The 22,496-nt window shown below is 37.4% G+C and carries 20 protein-coding genes and 1 rRNA gene; 9 read left to right on the top strand and 12 right to left on the bottom strand.

Translation table 11 applies throughout. The annotated features are described in order from the left end of the window. Positions 1-62: 62 nt before the first annotated feature. From rrf to aceK, 5 genes are all read left to right on the top strand, one after another. A 5S ribosomal RNA gene (rrf, locus tag PROVRUST_RS16775) occupies positions 63-178 on the top strand. 465 nt (positions 179-643) lie between these two features. Next, positions 644-1,573 (top strand): homoserine O-acetyltransferase MetA, encoded by a 930-nt coding sequence (gene metA, locus PROVRUST_RS16770; RefSeq protein WP_006816093.1) that lies wholly within the window; start codon positions 644-646, stop codon positions 1,571-1,573. Positions 1,574-1,937: 364 nt separating this feature from the next. Then, complete coding sequence (gene aceB, locus PROVRUST_RS16765) at positions 1,938-3,536, top strand: malate synthase A (RefSeq protein ID WP_039855789.1); 1,599 nt, start codon at positions 1,938-1,940, stop codon at positions 3,534-3,536. 73 nt (positions 3,537-3,609) lie between these two features. Next, positions 3,610-4,917 carry an isocitrate lyase gene (gene aceA, locus PROVRUST_RS16760; protein WP_006816091.1) on the top strand — a complete coding sequence of 436 codons (1,308 nt, stop codon included), beginning with the start codon at positions 3,610-3,612 and terminating at the stop codon, positions 4,915-4,917. A gap of 125 nt (positions 4,918-5,042) precedes the next feature. Next, positions 5,043-6,785: a bifunctional isocitrate dehydrogenase kinase/phosphatase gene (gene aceK, locus PROVRUST_RS16755; RefSeq protein WP_006816090.1), complete on the top strand. Its 1,743-nt coding sequence runs from the start codon at positions 5,043-5,045 to the stop codon at positions 6,783-6,785. 45 nt (positions 6,786-6,830) lie between these two features. Here the strand turns inward: aceK and PROVRUST_RS16750 are convergent, their stop codons facing one another. Continuing rightward, positions 6,831-7,472, bottom strand: coding sequence for a bifunctional 4-hydroxy-2-oxoglutarate aldolase/2-dehydro-3-deoxy-phosphogluconate aldolase (locus PROVRUST_RS16750; protein WP_006816089.1), 642 nt, complete (start codon positions 7,470-7,472; stop codon positions 6,831-6,833). A 25-nt stretch (positions 7,473-7,497) separates the two neighbouring features. Beyond that, positions 7,498-9,348 carry a phosphogluconate dehydratase gene (gene edd / locus PROVRUST_RS16745; RefSeq protein ID WP_006816088.1) on the bottom strand — a complete coding sequence of 617 codons (1,851 nt, stop codon included), beginning with the start codon at positions 9,346-9,348 and terminating at the stop codon, positions 7,498-7,500. Between the two features lie 316 nt (positions 9,349-9,664). Between edd and PROVRUST_RS16740 the strand changes: the two genes are divergently transcribed. The 3 genes from PROVRUST_RS16740 (at position 9,665) to PROVRUST_RS16730 (ending at position 12,335) form a co-directional block, all read left to right on the top strand. Beyond that, positions 9,665-10,459: an N-acetylmuramoyl-L-alanine amidase-like domain-containing protein gene (locus tag PROVRUST_RS16740; protein ID WP_006816087.1), complete on the top strand. Its 795-nt coding sequence runs from the start codon at positions 9,665-9,667 to the stop codon at positions 10,457-10,459. A gap of 399 nt (positions 10,460-10,858) precedes the next feature. Further along, positions 10,859-11,122, top strand: coding sequence for a helix-turn-helix domain-containing protein (locus tag PROVRUST_RS16735; RefSeq protein WP_006816086.1), 264 nt, complete (start codon positions 10,859-10,861; stop codon positions 11,120-11,122). 325 nt (positions 11,123-11,447) lie between these two features. Next, a complete protein-coding gene (locus PROVRUST_RS16730; RefSeq protein WP_006816085.1) occupies positions 11,448-12,335 on the top strand; it encodes an N-acetylmuramoyl-L-alanine amidase in 888 nt (295 codons plus the stop codon). A gap of 92 nt (positions 12,336-12,427) precedes the next feature. Here PROVRUST_RS16730 and PROVRUST_RS16725 read toward each other — a convergent pair whose 3' ends face one another. From PROVRUST_RS16725 to PROVRUST_RS20380, 9 genes are all read right to left on the bottom strand, one after another. Then, positions 12,428-12,955, bottom strand: a complete 528-nt coding sequence (locus tag PROVRUST_RS16725) for a hypothetical protein (protein ID WP_006816084.1) — start codon at positions 12,953-12,955, stop codon at positions 12,428-12,430. Continuing rightward, positions 12,948-13,469, bottom strand: a complete 522-nt coding sequence (locus PROVRUST_RS16720) for a hypothetical protein (RefSeq protein WP_006816083.1) — start codon at positions 13,467-13,469, stop codon at positions 12,948-12,950. The genes PROVRUST_RS16725 and PROVRUST_RS16720 overlap by 8 nt, the downstream gene beginning before the upstream one ends. Beyond that, positions 13,469-14,464, bottom strand: coding sequence for a fimbrial protein (locus PROVRUST_RS16715; protein ID WP_006816082.1), 996 nt, complete (start codon positions 14,462-14,464; stop codon positions 13,469-13,471). Before PROVRUST_RS16715 ends, PROVRUST_RS16720 begins: the two co-directional genes overlap by 1 nt. Then, positions 14,464-15,150, bottom strand: coding sequence for a fimbrial chaperone (locus PROVRUST_RS16710; protein ID WP_006816081.1), 687 nt, complete (start codon positions 15,148-15,150; stop codon positions 14,464-14,466). Before PROVRUST_RS16710 ends, PROVRUST_RS16715 begins: the two co-directional genes overlap by 1 nt. Beyond that, positions 15,143-17,494, bottom strand: coding sequence for a PefC/AfrB family outer membrane usher protein (gene pefC, locus PROVRUST_RS16705; protein ID WP_039855785.1), 2,352 nt, complete (start codon positions 17,492-17,494; stop codon positions 15,143-15,145). The genes PROVRUST_RS16710 and pefC overlap by 8 nt, the downstream gene beginning before the upstream one ends. A gap of 59 nt (positions 17,495-17,553) precedes the next feature. After that, complete coding sequence (locus PROVRUST_RS16700; protein WP_039855782.1) at positions 17,554-18,087, bottom strand: fimbrial protein; 534 nt, start codon at positions 18,085-18,087, stop codon at positions 17,554-17,556. 133 nt (positions 18,088-18,220) lie between these two features. Next, positions 18,221-18,487 carry a PapB/FocB family fimbrial expression transcriptional regulator gene (locus PROVRUST_RS16695; RefSeq protein ID WP_006816078.1) on the bottom strand — a complete coding sequence of 89 codons (267 nt, stop codon included), beginning with the start codon at positions 18,485-18,487 and terminating at the stop codon, positions 18,221-18,223. A gap of 214 nt (positions 18,488-18,701) precedes the next feature. Continuing rightward, the gene (locus PROVRUST_RS16690; protein WP_006816077.1) at positions 18,702-18,983 is read right to left on the bottom strand and encodes a PapB/FocB family fimbrial expression transcriptional regulator; all 282 of its coding nucleotides are present in this window, start codon (positions 18,981-18,983) and stop codon (positions 18,702-18,704) included. Between the two features lie 1,068 nt (positions 18,984-20,051). After that, positions 20,052-20,324, bottom strand: coding sequence for a PapB/FocB family fimbrial expression transcriptional regulator (locus PROVRUST_RS20380; protein WP_006816076.1), 273 nt, complete (start codon positions 20,322-20,324; stop codon positions 20,052-20,054). Between the two features lie 331 nt (positions 20,325-20,655). Between PROVRUST_RS20380 and PROVRUST_RS16680 the strand changes: the two genes are divergently transcribed. Further along, positions 20,656-21,534: a helix-turn-helix domain-containing protein gene (locus tag PROVRUST_RS16680; RefSeq protein WP_006816075.1), complete on the top strand. Its 879-nt coding sequence runs from the start codon at positions 20,656-20,658 to the stop codon at positions 21,532-21,534. 104 nt (positions 21,535-21,638) lie between these two features. On the opposite strand, the gene iclR is transcribed toward PROVRUST_RS16680, so the two are convergent. Further along, positions 21,639-22,469 (bottom strand): glyoxylate bypass operon transcriptional repressor IclR, encoded by an 831-nt coding sequence (gene iclR, locus PROVRUST_RS16675; protein ID WP_006816074.1) that lies wholly within the window; start codon positions 22,467-22,469, stop codon positions 21,639-21,641. Between the last annotated feature and the right edge of the window lie 27 nt (positions 22,470-22,496).

The following is a 22,496-nucleotide window of genomic DNA, read 5'->3' as shown; positions in this document are numbered from 1 at the left end:
TTGTTCAAGATTGATGTTCTGGTTTAAGGATAAAAGACTTAAACGGGAATAAACAGAATTTGTCTGGCGGCAATAGCGCGGTGGTCCCACCTGACCCCATGCCGAACTCAGAAGTGAAACGCCGTAGCGCCGATGGTAGTGTGGGGTCTCCCCATGTGAGAGTAGGGAACTGCCAGACATTAAATTAGCCGAGAAGCCACCCAATGGGTGGCTTTTTTGCGTTGGGAGCTTGGTGACAGTTGAAGAGGTTCAATCATTTTCCAATTTTAAGTTGGCAAAAGTACTGAAACTTATCCGTCATTGAGCCCCTAGGTGATTTTTTCTTTCGATTTCCTTTCTTTCTTACTTTCTTCTGTTCTTCCTTTTCTTTCTTGTACTTTTCCTGGCGTATATCTTCTTGTGCTGAGTCAGTTCTGATTAATGACGAAAAAATATAAGCGATTTGGAATATTAATGTGTAATAAAAATAAGAGAGATCAGTGAGTTATTACTTTGCTAGACTTTGAATTGTAAAACGACCATATGAATAGCTTGAATTTATTTCAACTAGCTTTGAAATGCTCGACAAACTTAGCAACATTGGTTAGATTATTTAGCATTCTAGAAGTCTAAACGTATAAAAGTATATTTAAGGGGATAAGGGATGCCTATTCGTTTACCAGATGAGCTACCGGCAGTTAATTTTTTGCGCGAAGAGAATGTTTTTGTCATGACAACGACAAGGGCAAGCCTTCAGGAGATCCGTCCCTTGAAAGTACTGATATTGAATCTGATGCCAAAAAAAATAGAAACTGAAAATCAGTTTTTACGTTTACTGTCTAATACACCACTACAGGTCGATATCCAACTTCTACGTATCGACCAGCGCGAATCTAAAAATACCCCAGCAGAGCATCTCAATAACTTTTATTGTGACTTTGAGGATATACAGAATCAAAATTTTGATGGATTGATTGTTACTGGCGCGCCACTAGGTTTAGTTGATTTCAGCGATGTATGCTACTGGGATCAGATCGAGCGAGTGATTGCATGGGCTAAAGAACATGTAACGTCGACCTTATTTGTCTGTTGGGCAGTGCAAGCTGCGTTAAAAGTACTCTATGATCTACCTAAATTTACACGCAAAGAAAAACTTTCAGGGGTTTATTCCCATGAAACGGTAAAACCTTTTGCGTTGTTAACTCGCGGCTTTGATGCCTCATTTTACGCTCCCCATTCCCGATACGCGGATTTCCCTGAAGATTATATTCGTCAAAATACAGATTTAGATATTTTAGCGAGCTCTTCAGAAGCTGGAGCGTATTTATTTGCCTCTAAAGATAAGCGGTTAGCATTCGTGACTGGGCATCCAGAGTATGATGCTGAAACACTATCTCAAGAATATTGGCGTGATGTAGAGGCCGGACTTACTCCCGAATTACCCTGCAATTATTTTAAAAATGATGATCCTAATAATGATCCAGAAGTTCGTTGGCGTAGTCATGGGCATCTACTATTTTCTAATTGGCTCAATTATTATGTGTACCAGATCACACCGTTTGATCTTACTCATATGGCACCGACGCTCGAGTAAAAAACGTATTTACTGCCAAGTAAAGATGAAATTTTAAAATTAAAGACTAATTAATAGCACATTTTTAGCCTATAAATCACAATATCCTCCCTATTTAAAGATAAAAAAGTAGCCGATAAACGGCTTCTTTTTTATTTATCTTTTCTGGAATGAAAAAATTCTTCAGCCTACAACTCTATGATTTAACTAATATTTAACAAATACATTTTATAAATAGAAATAAAAAACAAAAATGATTTTATTGAAAAAATCATAAATATCAATTCGATATATTGATTTTAAATTAAAATGGAAACCGTTTTTGATTTATTTTTGTTTTGGGCTTACTCTTAATTCATAGCCAGCCATGAATGAGGGTAAGACAATGGAACAGCAGTTATCTATATCAGATTTAACATTTACAAAAGATATTACTCAGCAAGATGAACAGGTTTTACATGCTGATTCTATTGCTTTTCTTTCTTTTTTAGTTGAAGAGTTTTTACCTCGTCGAGAACAATTACTGAAAGACAGAATTGAGAGACAAAAATCAATAGATGCAGGAATGTTACCGAATTTCATTATGGAATCGAATTCCATTAAAAATTCAGAATGGAAGATTCAAAATATTCCTGATGACCTCATGGACCGTCGAATTGAAATTACAGGCCCTGTAGAACGTAAAATGGTCATTAATGCTTTGAATGCAAATGTAAAAGTGTTTATGGCTGATTTTGAGGATTCACTATCACCTTCATGGGAGAAGTTGATCGAAGGGCAGATTAATTTAAGTGATGCGATCAAAGGTGAGATTTCCTACACCAATGAAAACGGAAAAGTTTATCAACTGAAATCAAATCCTGCGGTACTTATTGCTCGTGTTCGTGGCCTTCATTTGGATGAAAAGCATGTACTCGTGGATGGAAAACCTATTTCTGGGGGGCTGTTTGATTTTGCACTGTATTTTTTCAATAACTACCAAGCGCTACTCGCAAAAGGTAGTGGCCCTTACTTCTACATTCCGAAATTAGAATCTTGGCAAGAAGCACAATGGTGGAGTGACGTATTTAGTGCTGCTGAAAATTTTGTTGGGCTGCCAAGAGGCACGATCAAAGCAACTGTATTAATTGAAACGTTGCCTGCGGTTTTCCAAATGGACGAAATTCTGTACCACATGCGCCACCATATTGTCGGGCTGAACTGCGGTCGTTGGGATTATATTTTCAGCTATATCAAAACATTGAAAGAGCATGCTGACCGAGTACTTCCTGATAGACAAGTCGTCACCATGACGCAGGAGTTTTTAAGTGCCTATTCTCGTTTACTGATTAAAACCTGCCATCACCGTGGAGCATTTGCGATGGGAGGGATGTCGGCCTTCATCCCAAGTAAAGATGAGTTAGAGAACCAAGCTATTTTAGCCAAAGTTAAAGTAGATAAAGAGCTGGAGGCGAGAAATGGCCACGATGGTTCGTGGATTGCTCATCCTGGTTTGGCTGATACGGTGATGGATGTCTTTAACATGGCTCTTGGCGATCGTAAAAACCAGTTAAATGTACGCCGTGAGAATGATGACGAAATTACCGCTGAACAATTATTGAAGCCTTGTGCTGGGGAACGAACGGAAGCAGGAATGCGTGCCAATATTCGTGTCGCAGTGCAATACATTGAAGCGTGGATCTCAGGGAATGGCTGCGTCCCTATTTATGGGTTAATGGAGGATGCCGCAACCGCAGAGATCTCTCGTACCTCGATCTGGCAGTGGATCCGTCACGGTAAATCGCTATCAAATGGAATGAAAGTCACCAAAATCCTATTTGAAGAGATGCTAGATGAAGAGCTGCAAGTTATTCAAAAAGAACTCGGTGACCAGCGTTTTCAGAGTGGGCGTTTCCGTGAAGCCGCCGAATTAATGCGCCGAATCACTACTCAAGATGAGTTGATAGAGTTCCTGACCATTCCTGGTTATCAGTTATTAGATTAGTCATATTTTGTTTATTAAAACAATAAATACAACATTCGATGAATCCTACACATTATTAGAAAGGAAGTGAATCATGACCACATCACGTTTAGAACAAATTGCTCAGTTAGAAAACGAATGGAAAAAACCTCGTTGGAAAGGGATCACCCGCCCTTATACGGCAGAAGACGTGATTAAGTTACGTGGCTCTGTTAATCCAGAACACACATTAGCGCGCAAAGGGGCTGAGCGTTTTTGGGCTCAACTCAATGGTGGTTCGAAAAAAGGGTATGTAAATGCACTGGGTGCATTAACGGGTGGGCAAGCATTGCAGCAAGCTAAAGCCGGTATTGAAGCTATTTACTTGTCCGGTTGGCAGGTGGCTGCGGATGCGAATACGGCTTCTAGCATGTACCCAGACCAATCGTTGTACCCTGTAGATTCCGTTCCTGCGGTAGTTGAACGCATAAATAATACATTTCGACGTGCAGACCAAATCCAGTGGGCGAATGGAATTGGACCTGATAATAAAGAATATATCGATTTCTTCTTACCGATTGTGGCTGATGCTGAAGCTGGTTTTGGTGGTGTTTTGAATGCCTTTGAATTGATGAAACATATGATTGAAGCGGGTGCGGCAGCTGTTCACTTTGAAGACCAGCTGGCAGCCGTGAAAAAATGTGGTCATATGGGCGGTAAAGTACTCGTTCCAACCCAAGAAGCGGTTCAAAAATTATCTGCGGCGCGTTTAGCTGCCGATGTTTCCGGGATTCCGACCATTTTGATTGCAAGGACAGATGCCGATGCTGCGGATTTATTAACATCGGATTGTGACCCTTATGATGCTCAATTTATTACAGGGGAACGTACCGCTGAAGGTTTTTTCCGCACGAAAGCTGGTATAGAGCAAGCGATTAGCCGAGGCTTAGCTTATGCGCCGTATGCAGATTTAGTTTGGTGTGAAACTTCGAAACCCGACCTTGAAGCCGCACGTCAATTTGCAGATGCCATCCATGCAAAATACCCGGGTAAATTGTTGGCGTATAACTGTTCACCATCATTTAACTGGAAGAAAAACTTAGATGACAGCACGATTGCACGTTTCCAAGATGAATTATCAGCAATGGGATATCGCTTCCAGTTCATTACGTTAGCGGGTATTCACAGCATGTGGTTCAACATGTTTGACCTTGCTCACTCCTACGCTCAGGGTGAAGGAATGAAACACTATGTTGAAAAAGTTCAAGAATGTGAATTTGCAGCAATTAACAAAGGCTATACCTTCTCTTCTCATCAACAAGAAGTCGGAACCGGTTACTTTGATAAGGTCACAACGGTTATTCAAGGAGGAAGTTCATCCGTTACCGCATTAACGGGTTCAACTGAAGAAGAGCAATTTTAAATAAGTGAAATCGCTTAATTTGGTGTGACCGCTACATTTTGTGTGTGCTCTGTGTCTATGTTGACTTTGGTGTATCTATCTATTTTTCAGGCACGTAAGTGCCTGTTTTTTATTGGAGAGAGAAAATGACCCTAGAAACCGAACAGATTATCGCCCAAACTATTTTGCAGGGATTCGATGCCCAGTATGGACGGTTTTTAGAGATTACGTCAGGAGCGCAGGAACGTTTTGAACGTGGGGATTGGCATGCAGTGCAAAATGCCATGAAACAAAGAATCAAATTGTATGACCATCATGTAGGCTTGGTGGTGGCACAGTTGCAATGTATGGGACTGGTTCAATCTTTAAGCCCCTATAGTTTGGCGAGAATTAAACGGGTTTATACCACACTGTTACCCGATTATCCTCGATTTGAAATTGCAGAAAGTTTTTTTAATTCAGTCTATTGCCGCTTGTTTCAGCATCGAGAATTAACCCAGGATAACCTGTTTATTTTTACCTCTCAGCCTGCGAGGCGTTTTAATACATTACCTCGCCCATTAGCGCGTGAATATGCATTAGAGGCAAATATAGAGGATGTATTGTTGGGAATTCTAAGTGGGCTACCCTTAAGATTACCGTGGAAAAATTTATCGTTTGATATCCAATGTATCGTTACCATCCTGACAGAAAAATTTCCAAACATCACTGAACAACCTGCACGATTACATGTTGCTAATGAACTCTTTTATCGAAATAAAGCGGCGTGGCTGGTAGGTAAACTGTATGTTAATCAACAAGTTTATCCATTTTTATTGCCAATTCATCATGATGAACAAGGTCATATGTATGTGGATACCTGTCTAACGGCATTGGATGAAGCCAGCATTGTGTTTGGTTTTGCTCGATCATATTTTATGGTTTATGCGCCATTCCCTGCGGGATTAGTTTTTTGGTTGCGGGAAATCTTACCAAGTAAATCTATTGCTGAATTGTATATGGCAATTGGCTGTCAAAAGCATGGGAAAACAGAGTACTACAGAGAATATTTGGCTTATTTGAATTTTTCACGGGAGCAATTCTCTCTGGCTCCCGGTGTCAAAGGGATGGTCATGCTGGTATTTACCGCCCCATCTTTTGATCGTGTTTTTAAGATTATCAAAGATCAATTTGCGCCACAAAAAGAGGTCACTCAGGAGCGGGTTCGCGAATGTTACCGATTGGTCAAGGAGCATGATCGCGTTGGGCGAATGGCCGATACCCAAGAATTCGAAAACTTTGTCATTGAAAAACGTTTTGTGAGCGATGAATTAATGAATGAATTGCTCACGGAAGCTGCATCCCAAGTGGAAGATTTGGGGGATAAAATTCTAATTCGCCATCTTTATATGGAACGTAAAATGATCCCACTAAATCTTTTCATTGATGGAGCAACGGACGAGCAGTTATACCATGCGATTGAAGAATATGGTTGTGCGATTAAACAGCTAGCCGCAGCAAATATCTTTCCGGGAGATATGCTATTTAAAAACTTTGGGGTGACCCGCCACGGGCGAGTTGTATTCTATGATTACGATGAAATTTGTTACATGACTGAGGTGAATTTTCGCCATATTCCTGAGCCTCTTTATCCTGAACAAGAACTATCGGGAGAGCCGTGGTATAGCGTGAGAGAGCAGGATGTTTTTCCGGAAGAATTTGCTCAATTTCTTTGCCAAGATACTAAAATTCGCCACTATTTACAGCAATATCATAGTGAATTATTTTGCGCAGATTATTGGCAGAAATTACAAAATCGGATTATTAGTGGGCATGTTGAAGATGTGTATGCATATCGTGAGGAGCTACGTTTTTGTCGACGATTTAGTGAAGTCACTTCTGTCGCTTAGGAAAATCAAGTAGGTCACCTCAGTATTAGGTGACCTACCATTCAATTATGCGCTCGCGCCTTGCACCGCTTCTTGCGCTAACTGAGTAATTCTTTCATAGTCGCCAGCAGCCAGTGCATCTTCCGGTACTAACCAAGAGCCCCCGATACATAACACGCTATCGAGCGCGAGGTAATCGCGGTAATTAGCAAGAGAAATTCCACCCGTTGGGCAGAAGCGAACTTGAGAGAATGGACCTGAAATCGCCTTTAACGCTTTCACTCCACCATTGGCTTCCGCTGGGAAGAATTTAAATTCTTTCAGTCCATAATTCATACCAGCCATCAGCTCTGATACGGTTGAAATACCTGGAATTAATGGAATAGTGCCTTTGGTTGCAGCTGCAAGTAGTTCTTCGGTTAGCCCCGGGCTGATAGCAAATTGAGCACCCGCTTTAGTCACTGCATCTAATTGCTGAGCATTGATCACGGTTCCTGCGCCAACAATCGCTTCTGGGACTTCTTCAGCAATTAAGCGGATCGCGTCAATCGCACATTCTGTGCGTAATGTGACTTCTAAAACTTTAACGCCGCCTTTAAGTAAAGCTTTCGCCAATGGAACGGCTTGTTCGAGTTTATTGATCACAATGACAGGAACAACAGGACCTTGTTTTAGAACATCTTCAGCGGTCATTTTCCAATTATTCATATTTAATCCTATTAAGCTTAGAGTGCTAAAAATTGAGACTACAAGCGCCTTCTTCAGCGCCTGATAAATGTGTTCTTAATGCACCAAATAATTCTCTACCGCAGCCGACACGCTCAGCGCTAAGGTCTGGTTGGTATGGTTGGCGAGCCGCCAGTTCATGCTCATCCACTAAGAGTGAAATCTCGCCAGTCAAAGCATCAACACGGATGAGATCCCCATCTTGGACTTTAGCAAGTAACCCGCCATTATAAGCTTCTGGAGTGACATGAATTGCAGAGGGAACTTTACCGGAAGCCCCGGAAAGTCGTCCGTCAGTCACCAGCGCCACTTTGTAGCCTTTATCCAATAATACGCCAAGGGGTGGCATCAATTTATGCAATTCAGGCATTCCGTTAGCAGAAGGGCCTTGGAAACGCACGACGATCACGCAGTCGCGATCTAATTCTCCGGCTTCGAAACGAGGTGCAATATCGTTCTGGTTATTGAATACGATAGCTGGCGCTTCAATCACTTGATTTTCGACTGGCACCGCAGATGTTTTCATCATTGCACGGCCTAAATTTCCGGACAGTAATTTCGTACCGCCATGGGCAGAAAATGGCTGATTGATATCAGCTATGACATCAAGATTGTAAGACGCTTCAGCACCTTCGCGCCATGCGAGTTGCCCATTATCTAGCCATGGCTCCATAGTATAGCGAGATAATCCAAATCCAACGACGGTATTGACATCATCATGTAATAAACCTTTCGAGAGTAATTGGCGGATCAATAATTGCACGCCGCCAGAGGCTTGGAATTGGTTAATATCCGCCTGCCCATTTGGATAAATCCGGCAAATGAGTGGAACAATCGCAGAAAGGTCAGAGAAATCATCCCAATTGATGATAATCCCCGCAGCTCGTGCAATGGCCACAAGGTGCATAGTTAAGTTAGTCGAGCCGCCGGTTGCTAGTAACGCAACAATCCCATTGACGATCACTTTCTCATCGACCAGCTGACCAATTGACAAGTAGTTGCCAGATTGCTCAGTCAATCGTGTTATTTGACGAGCCGCAGCGATATTTAATGCATCGCGCAGTGGAGAGTCTGGTGGTACAAAAGAGGCGCCGGGTAGATGTAGCCCCATCACTTCCATCACCATCTGATTTGAGTTGGCGGTACCATAAAAAGTACAGGTTCCAATACCATGGTAAGAGGCAGCTTCGGCTTCAAGCAGTGCGCTACGATCCACTTTTCCTTCTGCGTACAGCTGGCGGATGCGAACTTTCTCTTTGTTTGGTAAGCCTGTACTCATTGGACCCGCAGGAACAAAAATGGCGGGAAGATGCCCAAAGGAGAGTGCGCCAATCATTAATCCGGGAACGATTTTGTCGCAGATCCCTAAATACAGTGCGCCATCGAACATATTATGGGATAACCCAATGGCGGTAGACATAGCAATCACATCACGGCTGAGCAATGAGAGTTCCATCCCATCCTGCCCTTGGGTCACCCCATCACACATCGCTGGAACCCCAGAAGCAACCTGACCGATAGCGCCATTTTCTAATAAGGCTTGCTTAAGTTTTTCTGGATAGCTGTCATAGGGACGGTGTGCGGAAAGCATATCGTTGTAGGAGGTGATGATCGCGATATCTGAGCGAGTCATGCTTTTGAGAATTTGTTTTTCTTCACTTTGGCAGGCGGCAAAACCATGAGCCAGATTTCCACAGGCAAGTTCGGCACGATGAACGGTCGTTCTACGGGCATTCTCAATTCGCTCTAAATACGCTTTTCGTGTTGGTTGTGAGCGAGAAATTATGCGCTGGGTGATCTGCTGAATGACATCATTGACCTTACTTGAAGGCGTTACTTTTGGAATATTATTGCTCATGATAATGGCTCCACAATGCAGGCAGTATTGTTTCTATACGCTTGTATTAAGTGTTTTTTATTGATTCTTACCAATTCTCGTTATGGCATAGACCACTTTTTGTTACTTCGTATGTTACCGGTAACATTGTTCAATGAAAATACATGGGTTGCAATGATCAAATTGAATATTTCCACTTATCTGTGATCTGTGTCAAAAACAAACAGCTTGGGGGCTTTTGAGATTAGTCGCGAACATTTATCCATTGAGGTGGATAAATAATGGCTATAATGAGCTTATTCACTGAAATCATGATGGTATTTTGAGTAGGAAATGTATGAGCATACTGAAATCGATAAAGCGTATCGGGCTATTTTTTGTCTCATTCCTACTTTATTCAGGGTGTATTCAATCCAATGAGTTGAATGAAGTGGTGCTCACCGCGGGCTCTTATAAACTATTAGAAAATGTCATTTCAGCTGGGCAGAACCAGAGTACAGAGCAGAAGGTTATTAATGCGACTACAATCTTGTTAGGAACGCCTTATAACAATCGTACATTGAATATGAATCCATTATTACCGGAGAGATTAGTTATTGATTTAAAAGCGATGGACTGTATGACATTCATTGAATATAGCGAAGCTTTTAAGCATGCAGATAACCTTGAGCAGTTCTCCCAGCATTTAGAGAAAGTACGTTATATCGATGCTAAGGTCGCTTTCGATAGTCGCCGCCATTTTTTTACTGATTGGTCCCAGGAGCATGATCGCCTAGTAGATGATATTACTAGTCAGCTTAGCCCTCATACAATATCTGTAAATAAGCAATTGAATTTAAAAGAAAATGGAGGGAGGTATATTTCAAGTTTAGACAGTAAATCACGGGTTATTCATTATATTCCGGTAAGATTTATTGACCATCGAGTATTATCGCAGTTAAAAACTGGGGATTATATTGGTATTTATTCACCGTCTTCCGGACTCGATGTTACCCATGTAGGGATTGTGATCCGTGAAAATAATAAAATCCTGTTTCGGCATGCGTCTTCACAGCACAAAAACTTTCAAGTTATTGATACTGAGCTTTCGCAATATTTGAAAGGAAAAGAGGGGATTTTAGTCTTTAGATAATCATGCTCGACCATAGAAGATTGAAGTTTAGAGCTATAAATCTTGTAAAATTGCAGGTTAGATCACTGATATAAATTAATTTATAAAAATTAAACTTCATTTTAAAGCGGTTTTTAGTTACGAATCATTTCTGGAACTAATGAAATTGTAAAATTTTATTAAAAATACAAAGTTAAAACTAAGATGTTAAATATGAATTTTAGTGTTTATGGAATGAGAAAAATATTAAAAAGCAATGAATTACAAATTAGATAAGCTAAAGAGACATTTTAATTATTTACTATTCACCTTATTCCCTATCAATTAATATACTTTCAATTGTTTATAACTATTTCAAAATGGATGAATTATTTTTATAATAATTAAAAGAGTTAATTTTTACTTATATAAGGGGTAAATATGTACGTAGTGGGAAAACAAAATATCTATGCAGTATTAGGTAACCATTTACGCAAAGCACGAGTAAGTAAAGGGTTGTCTGGACAAGAGCTAGCCGGAATTATTCAATTAAGTCAGCAGCAAATATCTCGTTATGAACTCGGTATTAATAAACTTAGTTTAGATAAATTAATCGAAATAGCGATATTTTTGGATATTGATATTAACGAGATCACAAAAATGATAATAAAACAATTTGAATGGGAAAGAGAAATTGCTGCATAAGCGGCATAATAATCAAATAGTCTTAATGTTAAAATATACTACGATAGCATTAATGTGATTTTTTATAGTGAAAATTAATTATATTATTAATCGTAATAATATAATGAGTTTATTGGTTGAAATAATAAAGTAAATAAAAACACTATTAGGTTAAAATATTTCACTAAAATGTTTTTATTTTCTCTATTTCTGATAATCCTATTTCATTATTTATTATAAATTTTGTTTATATTTAATACCTCTATTGAGAGACGTTTTGATAGTGTTATCGATAGCGGTGTGATTAAATGAGCGACAATTCAAGATGGAATAAGGGTCATTTCAAATGTATAGGGCGATATGGATATCTATTATATTCCTACTCGTTGGCTGTTCAACAACACCGTCAAAAACGGGTTACTTCCTAGACCAAAGCCACCCATCACGGAATACCAGTGAGCGCATTCAGTATATTGTTTTGCACTACACGGTTTCTGATGATGCCCATTCGATTAAGATTTTGACCAAAGGAAAGGTGAGTTCCCACTATCTTATCCCGAGCCAGCCTGAACAAAAAAATGGACAGCCTGTTATTTTACAACTCGTTCCTGAGCGTTTGAAAGCTTGGCATGCGGGAGATAGCCGTTGGCAATATCATCATAGTCTGAATGATAATTCGATAGGCATTGAAATCGTTAATGAAGGCTTAGTGAGAAAAAATGGTCAGGATATTTGGCAACCTTTCAATGATTCTCAGATTGATGCTCTGATTCCATTACTCAGTGATATTATGCAGCGCTATGGTATCCCGCCTGAAAATGTGATTGGACACAGTGATATTGCGCCATTACGTAAGCAAGATCCTGGGCGAGCATTTCCATGGCAAGCATTAGCATTGCATGGCATTGGTGCATGGCCAGATCCACAAACGGTGACAAAGCATTTAGCTGGACGTCAGGTTAACGCGCCTGCGAATGTCTTGCGTCTGCAAAAAGCTTTGAAATTTTATGGGTACGCAGGGATACCGCAAACGGGTAAGCTAGATGCTGAAACTAAAAGAACGCTGCGGGCATTTCAATTGCATTTTCGCCCAAGAGATATTGATGGGTTAGCTGATGCGGAAACTGAAGCAATTGCTTTGGCGCTGATTGAAAAATATCGCGATATGCCGAAATTTATGCACGTTTTGAAGTCGAATAAACCGGATAATTCATCTAATCAGCAAGGTGATTAAGATGTCGAGTGCGGGGGATCCCGCACTGTTTAGTCAGTCTTAGCGATTCGCACTATACTCATGTATCAAACGTCGCCCTAATCTGAATAAAATTATATAAATGTTATAGTCACAGGAAGTGAAGATGTATATTGACCACCTTGTATCTTTTGATTAAGAACAACAGGAGATACATCCACTGATGCATTAAATTTCTTACTAGCTTCCATCCAATTAGGTTTATTTATATCCTGTACACTCCCTAGACTAAAGTTTTGCTGTTTGTCTTTTGTCCAGCTAAATCTTATTCCTAAATTACTGTTAGTCGTAGACCATGTTGTTGAATCTATTTTTTTATTTGAATTATCTCCGAATGTAATTTCGAGCTGGTTGATATTTCCTCCCGCGGTGCAGTCAATCATAATGGGTACAGTAGTGTAGTTTTTGGAACCCACAATTTTTCCAGATGTGTTTATCATAGGCAAAAGATAGCTTCCAGATACACCTGAACCATTGTTTATTTTACATTGAGCCTTAGAGAGTATTATAGATACATTAAGTGGCTTTTTTACACTTTGTGATGCATAAACAGTGTTTAAAGTAGCAATTAAAATAAATAGCGCCGCAACTATTTTAGCCATATGTAACCTCTATATTGATTATGGAGATGACTTTTCCCTCTTTTGTTAGAGTTTCACCGGGAAAAGTAACAGGTTTCAGCATCAATTTTCCGTTCAGTTCCTTTTCGTAAGAATCACTATTACTCCATGAATACTGAGTATTAAAAAGAATATCTGAAAACCCTACACCTGCACGTGACCACTGTAAAGTATACCCTAACCCGGTAGTACCTGAGTGCATCACTTTCTTATCAGACGATATTTTACTGCTTCCAGGAACAAACTTAAGTTGCACATTATCAACATGGGAATCGCACCTGAGATTGATTGCGGTCTCTTTAGAGGCTGCACGTGCAGCAATAATATCATCGACCTTGACAGCAGAAAAATCCATTGAATCATCAAATTCTAATTGGCATGTTGGAATCCTAACCTCTGTTTTAATAGGAAGTTGGGTTGATGTGGTTGCTCCTTGAGCTATCTGTAGACCCGATAATATATATATAATGGATATTATTTTATATGTAGTTTTCATCACATATGTTCCATTGTAATTTTTAGAAATGTTTCTACCTTACCAGTCGCTATTTTCCCATCGCCTTTTTGAAGTGTTAATAATAGTTTGATAGTATTTCCTGCGTTTATATTTACTTTATCTTCACCAACCAACTTGATAAATTCATTAAGTGGAATAATAGAGGAGTCTCCTTGTTTCGTTAACTTATAGCCAAGACTACCGGTTGAGTTTTTGGCGTAAAATATTCCTTGCTGGTTTGCAGAAATATTTTTATGCTCAGGTTCGAATTTAAAACTTAGTCCTAAACTAGCCCCTCTATTTTGGCATTCTGCTCTTAAATCTAAATTACGATTTAATTTTCCTTCAAGTACGTTAGATGTAGTTACCGTGTTAAAATTTATCTCACTAGGTGCAGTTAGAGTACACGTAGCTGCGTTAGTATAAGTATAATTAAACGAACTCCCAACAAAGTTTATATTTGCACCGCCATCTAATCCAGCACTTCCTGATATTGAATTAACAGAAAACGTTCTACTTTTACTAAAATCAAATGAGTTATCCTGTCTTAAGAATATACGATAATCTAGTTCTCCAGGATTCCAAGTAACATAACCATTCGCATCCGCTGTTCTTGAGCTAAGAAGTTCTATTTTCTTACTACTACAGTTGAATGGAATACCTCTAGGAAATAACCATGTCAGCCCGTTTATATTTGAACTGAATACAATACCCTCTCCATTAATATATGAACATGATGGAGCGGTTACGCGAAGAATTAATTCAGCATAATTTCCAGCAGAACTGCTTTTATTTGCCTTGCAAACAATTTTCTCAGTAATTAAAATTCGGTACTGTGCTATATTACTACTTGGCTTAATACTTGAGTCAAATGAAAAAGTATGCGCACTATTATAGGGTTGAACTGTAATTGTTCCGCTGATACATTCTGCTAATGCTATATTTCCGTTAAATATGAAAAATATGAAAAATAATATCTTATATTTTATTTTCATTATTTACTCCGAGTTAAATTATAGTTAGTTGCAACGCCATAATCATTAAATGCAGTTATAGAAATTTTATCACTGCTATTTATTTTTCCTAGGCTAACTTTCGAAAATGGAGCAAACTTCCCTAATTTATCTTTTACATCACCGTCTAGCGCAATAAGTTTCCCATTTACTTTAACTTCACTAATCGCAAAATAATATGGTGTTGTATTTTGAAGATAAGTATCAGCTCCTGAATTAATAATTTTAATCGAATTTTCTGCATCGTCACGACCATTTTTTAGCACTGCTGGTCGATAAATTAATTTTACACGGCTATTGATTGCCAAAGATAATGAACTTCCTTCCCCTTTTGCAGCAGGAGGAATCTCTTGAACATTAAGCCAGAAGAGCGATTCTCTATCTTTTGGTAAATCATCATTGATATTAACAATTCTAACTATTTGACTCTGTTTTGGGTTCAGCTTAAAAACCATCGGGCTCGGAGAAAAAAATACTTGCTCATCATTTTTATTGATGTTGTCAATCCATACTTGACCTCCATATTTATGTCCACTGTCATTGTTAATGGTTACCGATACACTTTGTTGCCCTTCATCATAAATATATCTGGTACTGTCAAGAGTGAATGCTGCATTCGCGAATGAGCTGCATATACAAAGGAAGATAATACTCAAAATTTTATTCACAATGTACCTCCTGAATTTTAGAAATGTTGTCTTTTAGTTTGGAAATATTTATGGAACATGAACCAAAAAATATTTTTTTATCATCCTTTTCGATATTTAAAATTGAAATTCCATTATTATTGACAAAGGAAATAACGTCTCCTTTGCTATTTTTAGCAACCGTTCCCATAGGAATGACAAAACCATTCTTGTCATATACTTTTAAAATATACCGAGCTGTACTTTTATATTTTACTTTATGCAGCTTTATTGCTCGATTAGTTGGAACAATATTTGCTACATTTTCAGTAATTTCAATATCGCTAGGCAATTTATCTGAATTAATTCGGATATTGTTATCCATATAAGCTGTCAATGGATAGGCAATACGACCGCGCCAGTCACTTTCTACGCCATTTGTGAATGGATAACCAGATATTCCATCCATTTGTACGACAGCGATACTGCTATTGTTCATACTAGTCAACATAATGCCACCGTCTTTCACACCAATAATTGAGCCTCCAATTTGAGCGGAAGCGTTTGTGCTATGACGGTTTTTAGACACAGATGCAGAGGTTCTGAACATACTAGATGTATAGTTTGTCGTTAATGATATACCCTCATTATCTCTTGATTTAGTCGCATTAACATTATAGTTAAAGTTTGATGTCAGAGTTTCAGAAACACCCGTATTAAAACTCATACCGGAATTACGGTTATATGTCATTCCACTGTTGGTATAATATCGACGCTCATTGTGGTTAAACGGAATATTAATATTTAAACCCAACATATAATCAGATTTTTTTCCATCATCTTTGGAATAACTACTATTTAGCGAAAGATTAACTGCACCAATATTTTGTGTATATGATGCATTTGCACCTATGATGTCGCTTCCCTCCCAGTATAAATTTTGCCATCCAGAAAGACTGAAAAAAGCCCCTCCAAGCTCAGGAAATTGTTGAGTAAGAGTGACCTCATAACGTTCTTTTTCCTTTTTGTCTTTTTTCGGTGATGTATAATCGTAATTAGCATATTGGGTATAGCCTTCTGAAGAAAACCTATAACCTATAATCTGCAGGTTACCATTTACACCTACATTCTTTGAGTAGTTGACTGATGTACTATAACCTTGTTCTGTTTCGCTTTTGCTTTTTGCGCGTGATACATTCCCGCTAATGGAAAGAGCGCCTAGGTCACCAAGTGAGCTTACCGCGCCAATGCCTGCATTGCTGTAATGTTTATCAAATAATAAGTTTGCATTTAGTGTGAAGAGATTGAAACCGTAATCAATACTTGCATATGCAAAAATATTATCAGGCTCCCAAGTCGCTTCTTTATTTCCTATGGCAAAATCGTAGTTATAATGTCCTGGTGAAAGTAAATTCGCAATCAAAGTCACTGGAATACGGGTTTGTTGTTCGCTGCCATCCTCTTCAGTTACCGTCATTAATAATTCACCTGAACGAATACCGTTAATATTGGTGATATTAAAAGGGCCAGGAGGAACTATCTGTGAGTACAGCACAACACCATTTTGCTTAATAGTCACTCTGGCATTGCTTTTTGCAATCCCGTTTATAATCGGTGAATAGTTGCTTCGTCTTTCTGGTGTCATTGCATTATTACTTCGCAATTGCACACCGTAAAAACTGACACTGTTCATCAGAGATGAATTTGTGTATGTTTCACCAATGATTAAATCACCTTCAAGAGATTTTATTGCACGAGATAAATTTATATTCTCAGTTGTGAATTTATCATGTTCGTACTTATAACCGCGACCATACAGAACCCACTTATCAAAATTAACATTACCCTCCATATTACCGTAGAGTGTCGAGTTTTCATCGTTTTTACTCAGATAAGTATCGTAACTTAAATTAAAACCAGTATCGCCATAGTCCCATTCACTTTCAATATTATCTTTCTTTATATATGCGGCCTGAGGCATATATAAAGAGATAATCTGTGAACTGTTATCCAGATTAATGACACTGTTTTTTTCTTTTCCAATGTCATAACACTCTCTTTGAGCATTATAATGTTTTTTGTAGAACTCTTTATCGATAATAATGCCTAGGCGAGATAACCATTCATCTTTTAAGCAGATATATTCTTTATCATCATCACCTATCTCTAATTTTGTTCGTCCTATATTCTCTCCATTTAACGTTACATCTAAAGTATAGGTACCCGGCAAGATTGTTGAGTTATTAAAGAATTCTTCAATATCTTGTCTGTTTTGACCAAAATTGTGTCGTATAAATTGTAGATTTAATTCTTCTGCTGTATAAGAATTACTTCCAACTAAACACAACAGTAAGATTTTAAATAGCTGATGTGTTTTCTTATTCATATATAACCTATTAATATGACGAGCATACATAAGCATGCTCGCCAGCATAATGATTTAACTTACAGATAAGTAACTACGAAAGACGCTTCTGTATTAAAGAGTCCAGCTTGGGTTTGTTGGGCTCTCGTGTTTCTTTTCAACTGCGCTGTATAGTTAAATGAAGATATTGCTGCTGTATGGTTATAGTCAATTACAGTGTATGTATCTTTGATATTTGCAGCGCCATTACCTGTTGTAGCGTTTGTTGCACGTAAATTCATATAGAATCCTTGTGCGGCATTAGTTTGAGCAGTGTTAGTAAAGCCATTGCTATCCATAGGACCTGACCATTCAATTCGAGCACTTGTTTTCGTCAAGCAGTCACTATTAGAATCGGTTGGTTTTAGTTGAAACTCTACTGCATTTGCATCGGTTGTTAGCGTTGCAGTTCCTAAATCAATAGCTGACACTTGAGTTCCATTTACTGATGGAGCTAAATCACAAGTAGCACTAGTGACTTTACCATTAAAATTAATGGTACCCGTGTTAGCTGAAGCATTAGCTGCCATAAAAGCTCCACTACCTAAAATAATAGCAATCAGTGTTTTTTTCATATAAAAATCTCCTTCAAAATTGTTAGTTATTTGGGTGGAATCACCAGAAAACATATTTATTCACTGTTAATAATAAATATGCTTTATGCTTACTCCACTAGGTGAATTTTCATGTTATTTAAAAAACATTATTTTATTTTAAAATAAAATAGGAAATGTTATATACTTTTAAACTTGTTTCCTGTAATTCATTTATCTTTATTGATAGATAGCCTTGGTTTATTTTGTGTTTTTCACATATTTCTTTTCTTTTTTTTCCCTCTACAAAATAATCGTTGAGTGCATTTATTACCTTATTACTCCTGATTGAGGAAATATTAATAAGAAGCATAAGGTGCTTTTTATCTACTTTTCCAGGGTGTAGTCGATAAGGCGACTGAGTAAGTAATTGTTCTCTCATATTTGTTTTATATTTATTCCATGGGTTTAATATTCTTAAAATTAACAATCACTAACAATTAAAGCAACTTTAAAAGTAATAATTAAAACTTTTCTCTTGTTTGATGAGCGTCTGATAATAGGATTGAAATTTTCATATGAAATATCCGTTTCTAGAACAAACACATATCAATATGTTTTAATTATTCTAAATAATTTTTTATATAAAATTCAGTTTAACCTCTATAGTAAGGAAGCGCATAAATAACAGACTGACTGATTTTTTGCAATTTACGTAATGAATTAGTAAATTTAGATGGCGTTATATCACACTCATTGCATACGTCTTTTAACTCTTTACCTTTAACAAGGTATTCCTCAAGAGCATAAATACTCTTAGAGCTTCGTATTTGTGACAGTTCAATAAGTAGTTTAAAATGCCCTTTATTAACCCTTCCTTTTACAAGCCAACCAGGTTTTTCTCTAAATAAATACTCATCTTTATTAAAGAGTTCCATATGTCACTCAAGTGAAATGTTATTAACTTAATCATCTCTGTTAAGTGAATTATAGAATATTCAAATAAAAAAAATAAAGATCAAAATAATAAAAAAATGATATTTTAGCGTTTAGTTTTTCTGATCTTTTTGTATTTTTTGGTTTTTAGTTTTGTTATTTGTTGAATTTTTAGATTGTTATATTGTATTTTAATTTTTTTTGAAATTAAAGTTCAAATTTAATTTTATTGGTTTTGTTGGGTTTATTGTTTTTTTTATACGTAAATTAATTAAATATTAATATATGGATTGTTATCAAAAACAAACAATTCTCAATAAATACTAAAAACACCAAAAATACTAAAAATACTAAAAATACTAAAAATACTAAAGTGAATATTGTACTAATCAAGAAAAGTGGAAATCTGTAACATCTAAATAGAGTGTTTATTTATTTTGTATTTAATGCGGAGTGTCTTTGTTATACTATTTGAATATAGGTATAGTTAATTTCGCTACTTAAATAGACATGCCATGATCACCCAATAGCCAGCTTATGAGTAAGATATTTATAACGGTTTTTTAGTCATGAAGATAATCCACTAAAGTCATGCTTATAGTGTTCAAGGAAGTGATTATATTCGCTGAGGTTTACTGGAAATGGCTTTGGCGTTACCAGAGTAAATAACGCTTACTAAGAAAATTGTTGGAACAATGGGGTTACAGCGTTTTTTAGTATCTTGAAGGCAGAAAAATTAAGGCATAGATCGACATAACACGAGAAATCACTCGTTCTAACTCAAAGATTCTACTATCGAACAAAGATGGGGGCTCAGCTAAGAGGAATTAGACGAGAGGTATTTGAAGCAATCTCAGTATGAGATTGAAAGCTGTCAAGGAAACAGAAAGTTGTCCAGTAATTGTTCACGGAAAAACCATGCGACCTTTTGCTTTTTTCTTGCTTGTATTGGGGGAAAAGGAGAGAGGGCTATGTGATTAAGGGACCTTTAATTGGTACTAGTCTGGGATTTGACCGCTATATTTAGCCCTCTTTACTTCGACATTCTAAATTGAGTTATTCATCAACGATTATGCATAATAAGGAAATAAATTATATACTTGGGCACTTAATCCCTGTAATTCCCTTATTTTCAATGATAAATAACCTTGATTGACATTATATTTTTCGCACACATTAGCCCTGCTTTCACCCAAAACAAAGTAATCATTTAGTGCATTAATAATCTTATCACTTCGTATTGTAGATATGTCTATCAGTAATCTTAAATGTTCTTGGTTTGTATTTCCTGGAATTAGGCGATGTGCACAGCTAAAAATATTAGAGAGTGATTGTATTGTCATAAATTATCCTCATAAAATCAAATGCATATAAATAATATAAACGGTGTTGCCAGTATGTTATTAACGACTGTAATACTACTATATTAGGTAGCATGCTGGTTATTATGGGTTTAATTTTATGTCTCCACATTAAAGAAAATGACATTATTATTTAAAATAAATATGAACGTATTAGTATGCATCTAAGTGGCTACTTAAAGTGGATTTTATCTTCTGATTTTTTTCTGTATTAGCTAATTGTGCACTATCAATGTATGCTATAAAGATTATTCGATATTAAATAACAATTCATCTTATCCATAATAGTTACTGGTTTAAGGCTAGTTTTGTAATGATAAAAAATTTGATTGTAAATTCAGTAACTCAATATATAGAAGAAAATATTGAAATAAAGCATATTGATATTGAGGGTTTAGTCTCTTATTCTGGATATAGCAGAAGATACTTACAAAAAATTTTTAAAAACAAAATAGGTTTTTCAATAGGTAAGTACATCCAATTACGTAGAATCAGCAGAGCAGCTGTTCTTCTTAGATTAACAAGCTTATCATTATCTAGTATATCAACAAGGCTATGTTATGATTCACAACAAACGTTTACTCGAGAGTTTAAAAAAAATACGGGTTACACACCTCTTCAATATAGAAATAATAAGTTATTGACATTCCAAGGTATGATTGGACATCGCGATACTAATGATTTATTTCCATATCCTAAGCTTTACCATATAGATAAAAAAACTATAGATGGTTTTCTGTTTAAGCATAAGGAAAAACTTCCGTATACTGGAGAGCAATCAAAAGTAAGGTTAAGAGAAATCAATAAAAGGTTGATAAGTGCAAAAACGGTTTATCTTTCGAATAAAATTTCTTTGGGAAAAGATTTTAACAATGGAGTGTTAATAACGACCATTATATGGACTAATTCTGAACAGGTTAATACACAATTTGAAATAAACTCAGGTTTATACGCTGGTTTTTTGTTTACTGGTTCCCATAAAAGTTATTCTCATTTCATTTACCATATTTACATGAATTTGCTTCCTTTTTACAATCTCACGAAAAGAGATGAATTCGATATAGAGATAATATCTAAGGAGGATAATACCTGCACCTCTTTTTCTTTCCAGTGTTATATTCCTGTTTTAGAAAATGATCAACTTGATTTACCTTGCGATGTATCTTCGTTACCCGCCATTCCTGGATGTTGACAAAATTTATGCACGTTTTGAAGTCGAATAAACCGGATAATTCATCTAATCAGCAAGGTGATTAAGATGTCGAGTGCGGGGGATCCCGCACTGTTTAGTCAGCCTTAGCGGTTTGCACCATACTCATGGCTGATCTCTTTAGCGGCTTTGATCACCATCGCGCCTAATTCCGTAATACGATCGTCAGTGATCCGCGATAGCGGTCCTGAAATGGAAATCGCAGCAAATGCTTCTTTATGCTCATCATAAATACACGCACCGATGCATCTCAATCCTAGTGCATGCTCTTCATCATCATAAGAAAATCCCTGTTTTTTAGCTTGTTGTAGATTCTCTTTGAGCGCAGATGGATTAGTCAGTGTGTGTGGCGTATAGCTATGGAGACCTTTTTTACTAAGTAATGGAATTAATTGATCTTCAGGAAGATTGGCAATAAAGGCTTTTCCGGCTCCAGAAGCATGCAATGGTAATTTCCCACCAATCGGCGCAGACATTCGCATTAATGCATTACACTGTACTTGATCAACAATAACCGCATCGTATTCGGTGTAGTCTAAAATCGCTAAATTAACCGTTTCCCCTGATTCATCCATTAATCGGCGTAATATCGGGTGTACTAAGGCTAATAAATTACGGCTCTCAAGGAAGCTACTGCCGATGATAAATGCATGGGAAGCGATGACCCACAAACCGAGATCCCCTGTTTGGCGCACAAAACCATGCTGTTCAAGCGTCATTAACAAACGGTGGGTTGTTGAGTTAGGAAGCCCGGCTTGTAATGCGAGGTCAGTTAAGGCGATCCCCCCAGTAGATTCAGAAATATATTCCAAAAGTGTCAGCCCGCGACTTAAAGATTGGACTTGTCCGGCTGCCGTGGCACCGCTAGCGGGACCTTTTGCCTTCTTTATTTTTTTAGTAATTGGTGAAGCCGCCATTAGTGTCTCCTGACAGGAATGAATATT

Source organism: Providencia rustigianii DSM 4541 (genome assembly GCF_000156395.1).
Lineage (GTDB): Bacteria > Pseudomonadota > Gammaproteobacteria > Enterobacterales > Enterobacteriaceae > Providencia > Providencia rustigianii.
This window is presented reverse-complemented; position numbering and strand designations above follow the sequence as displayed.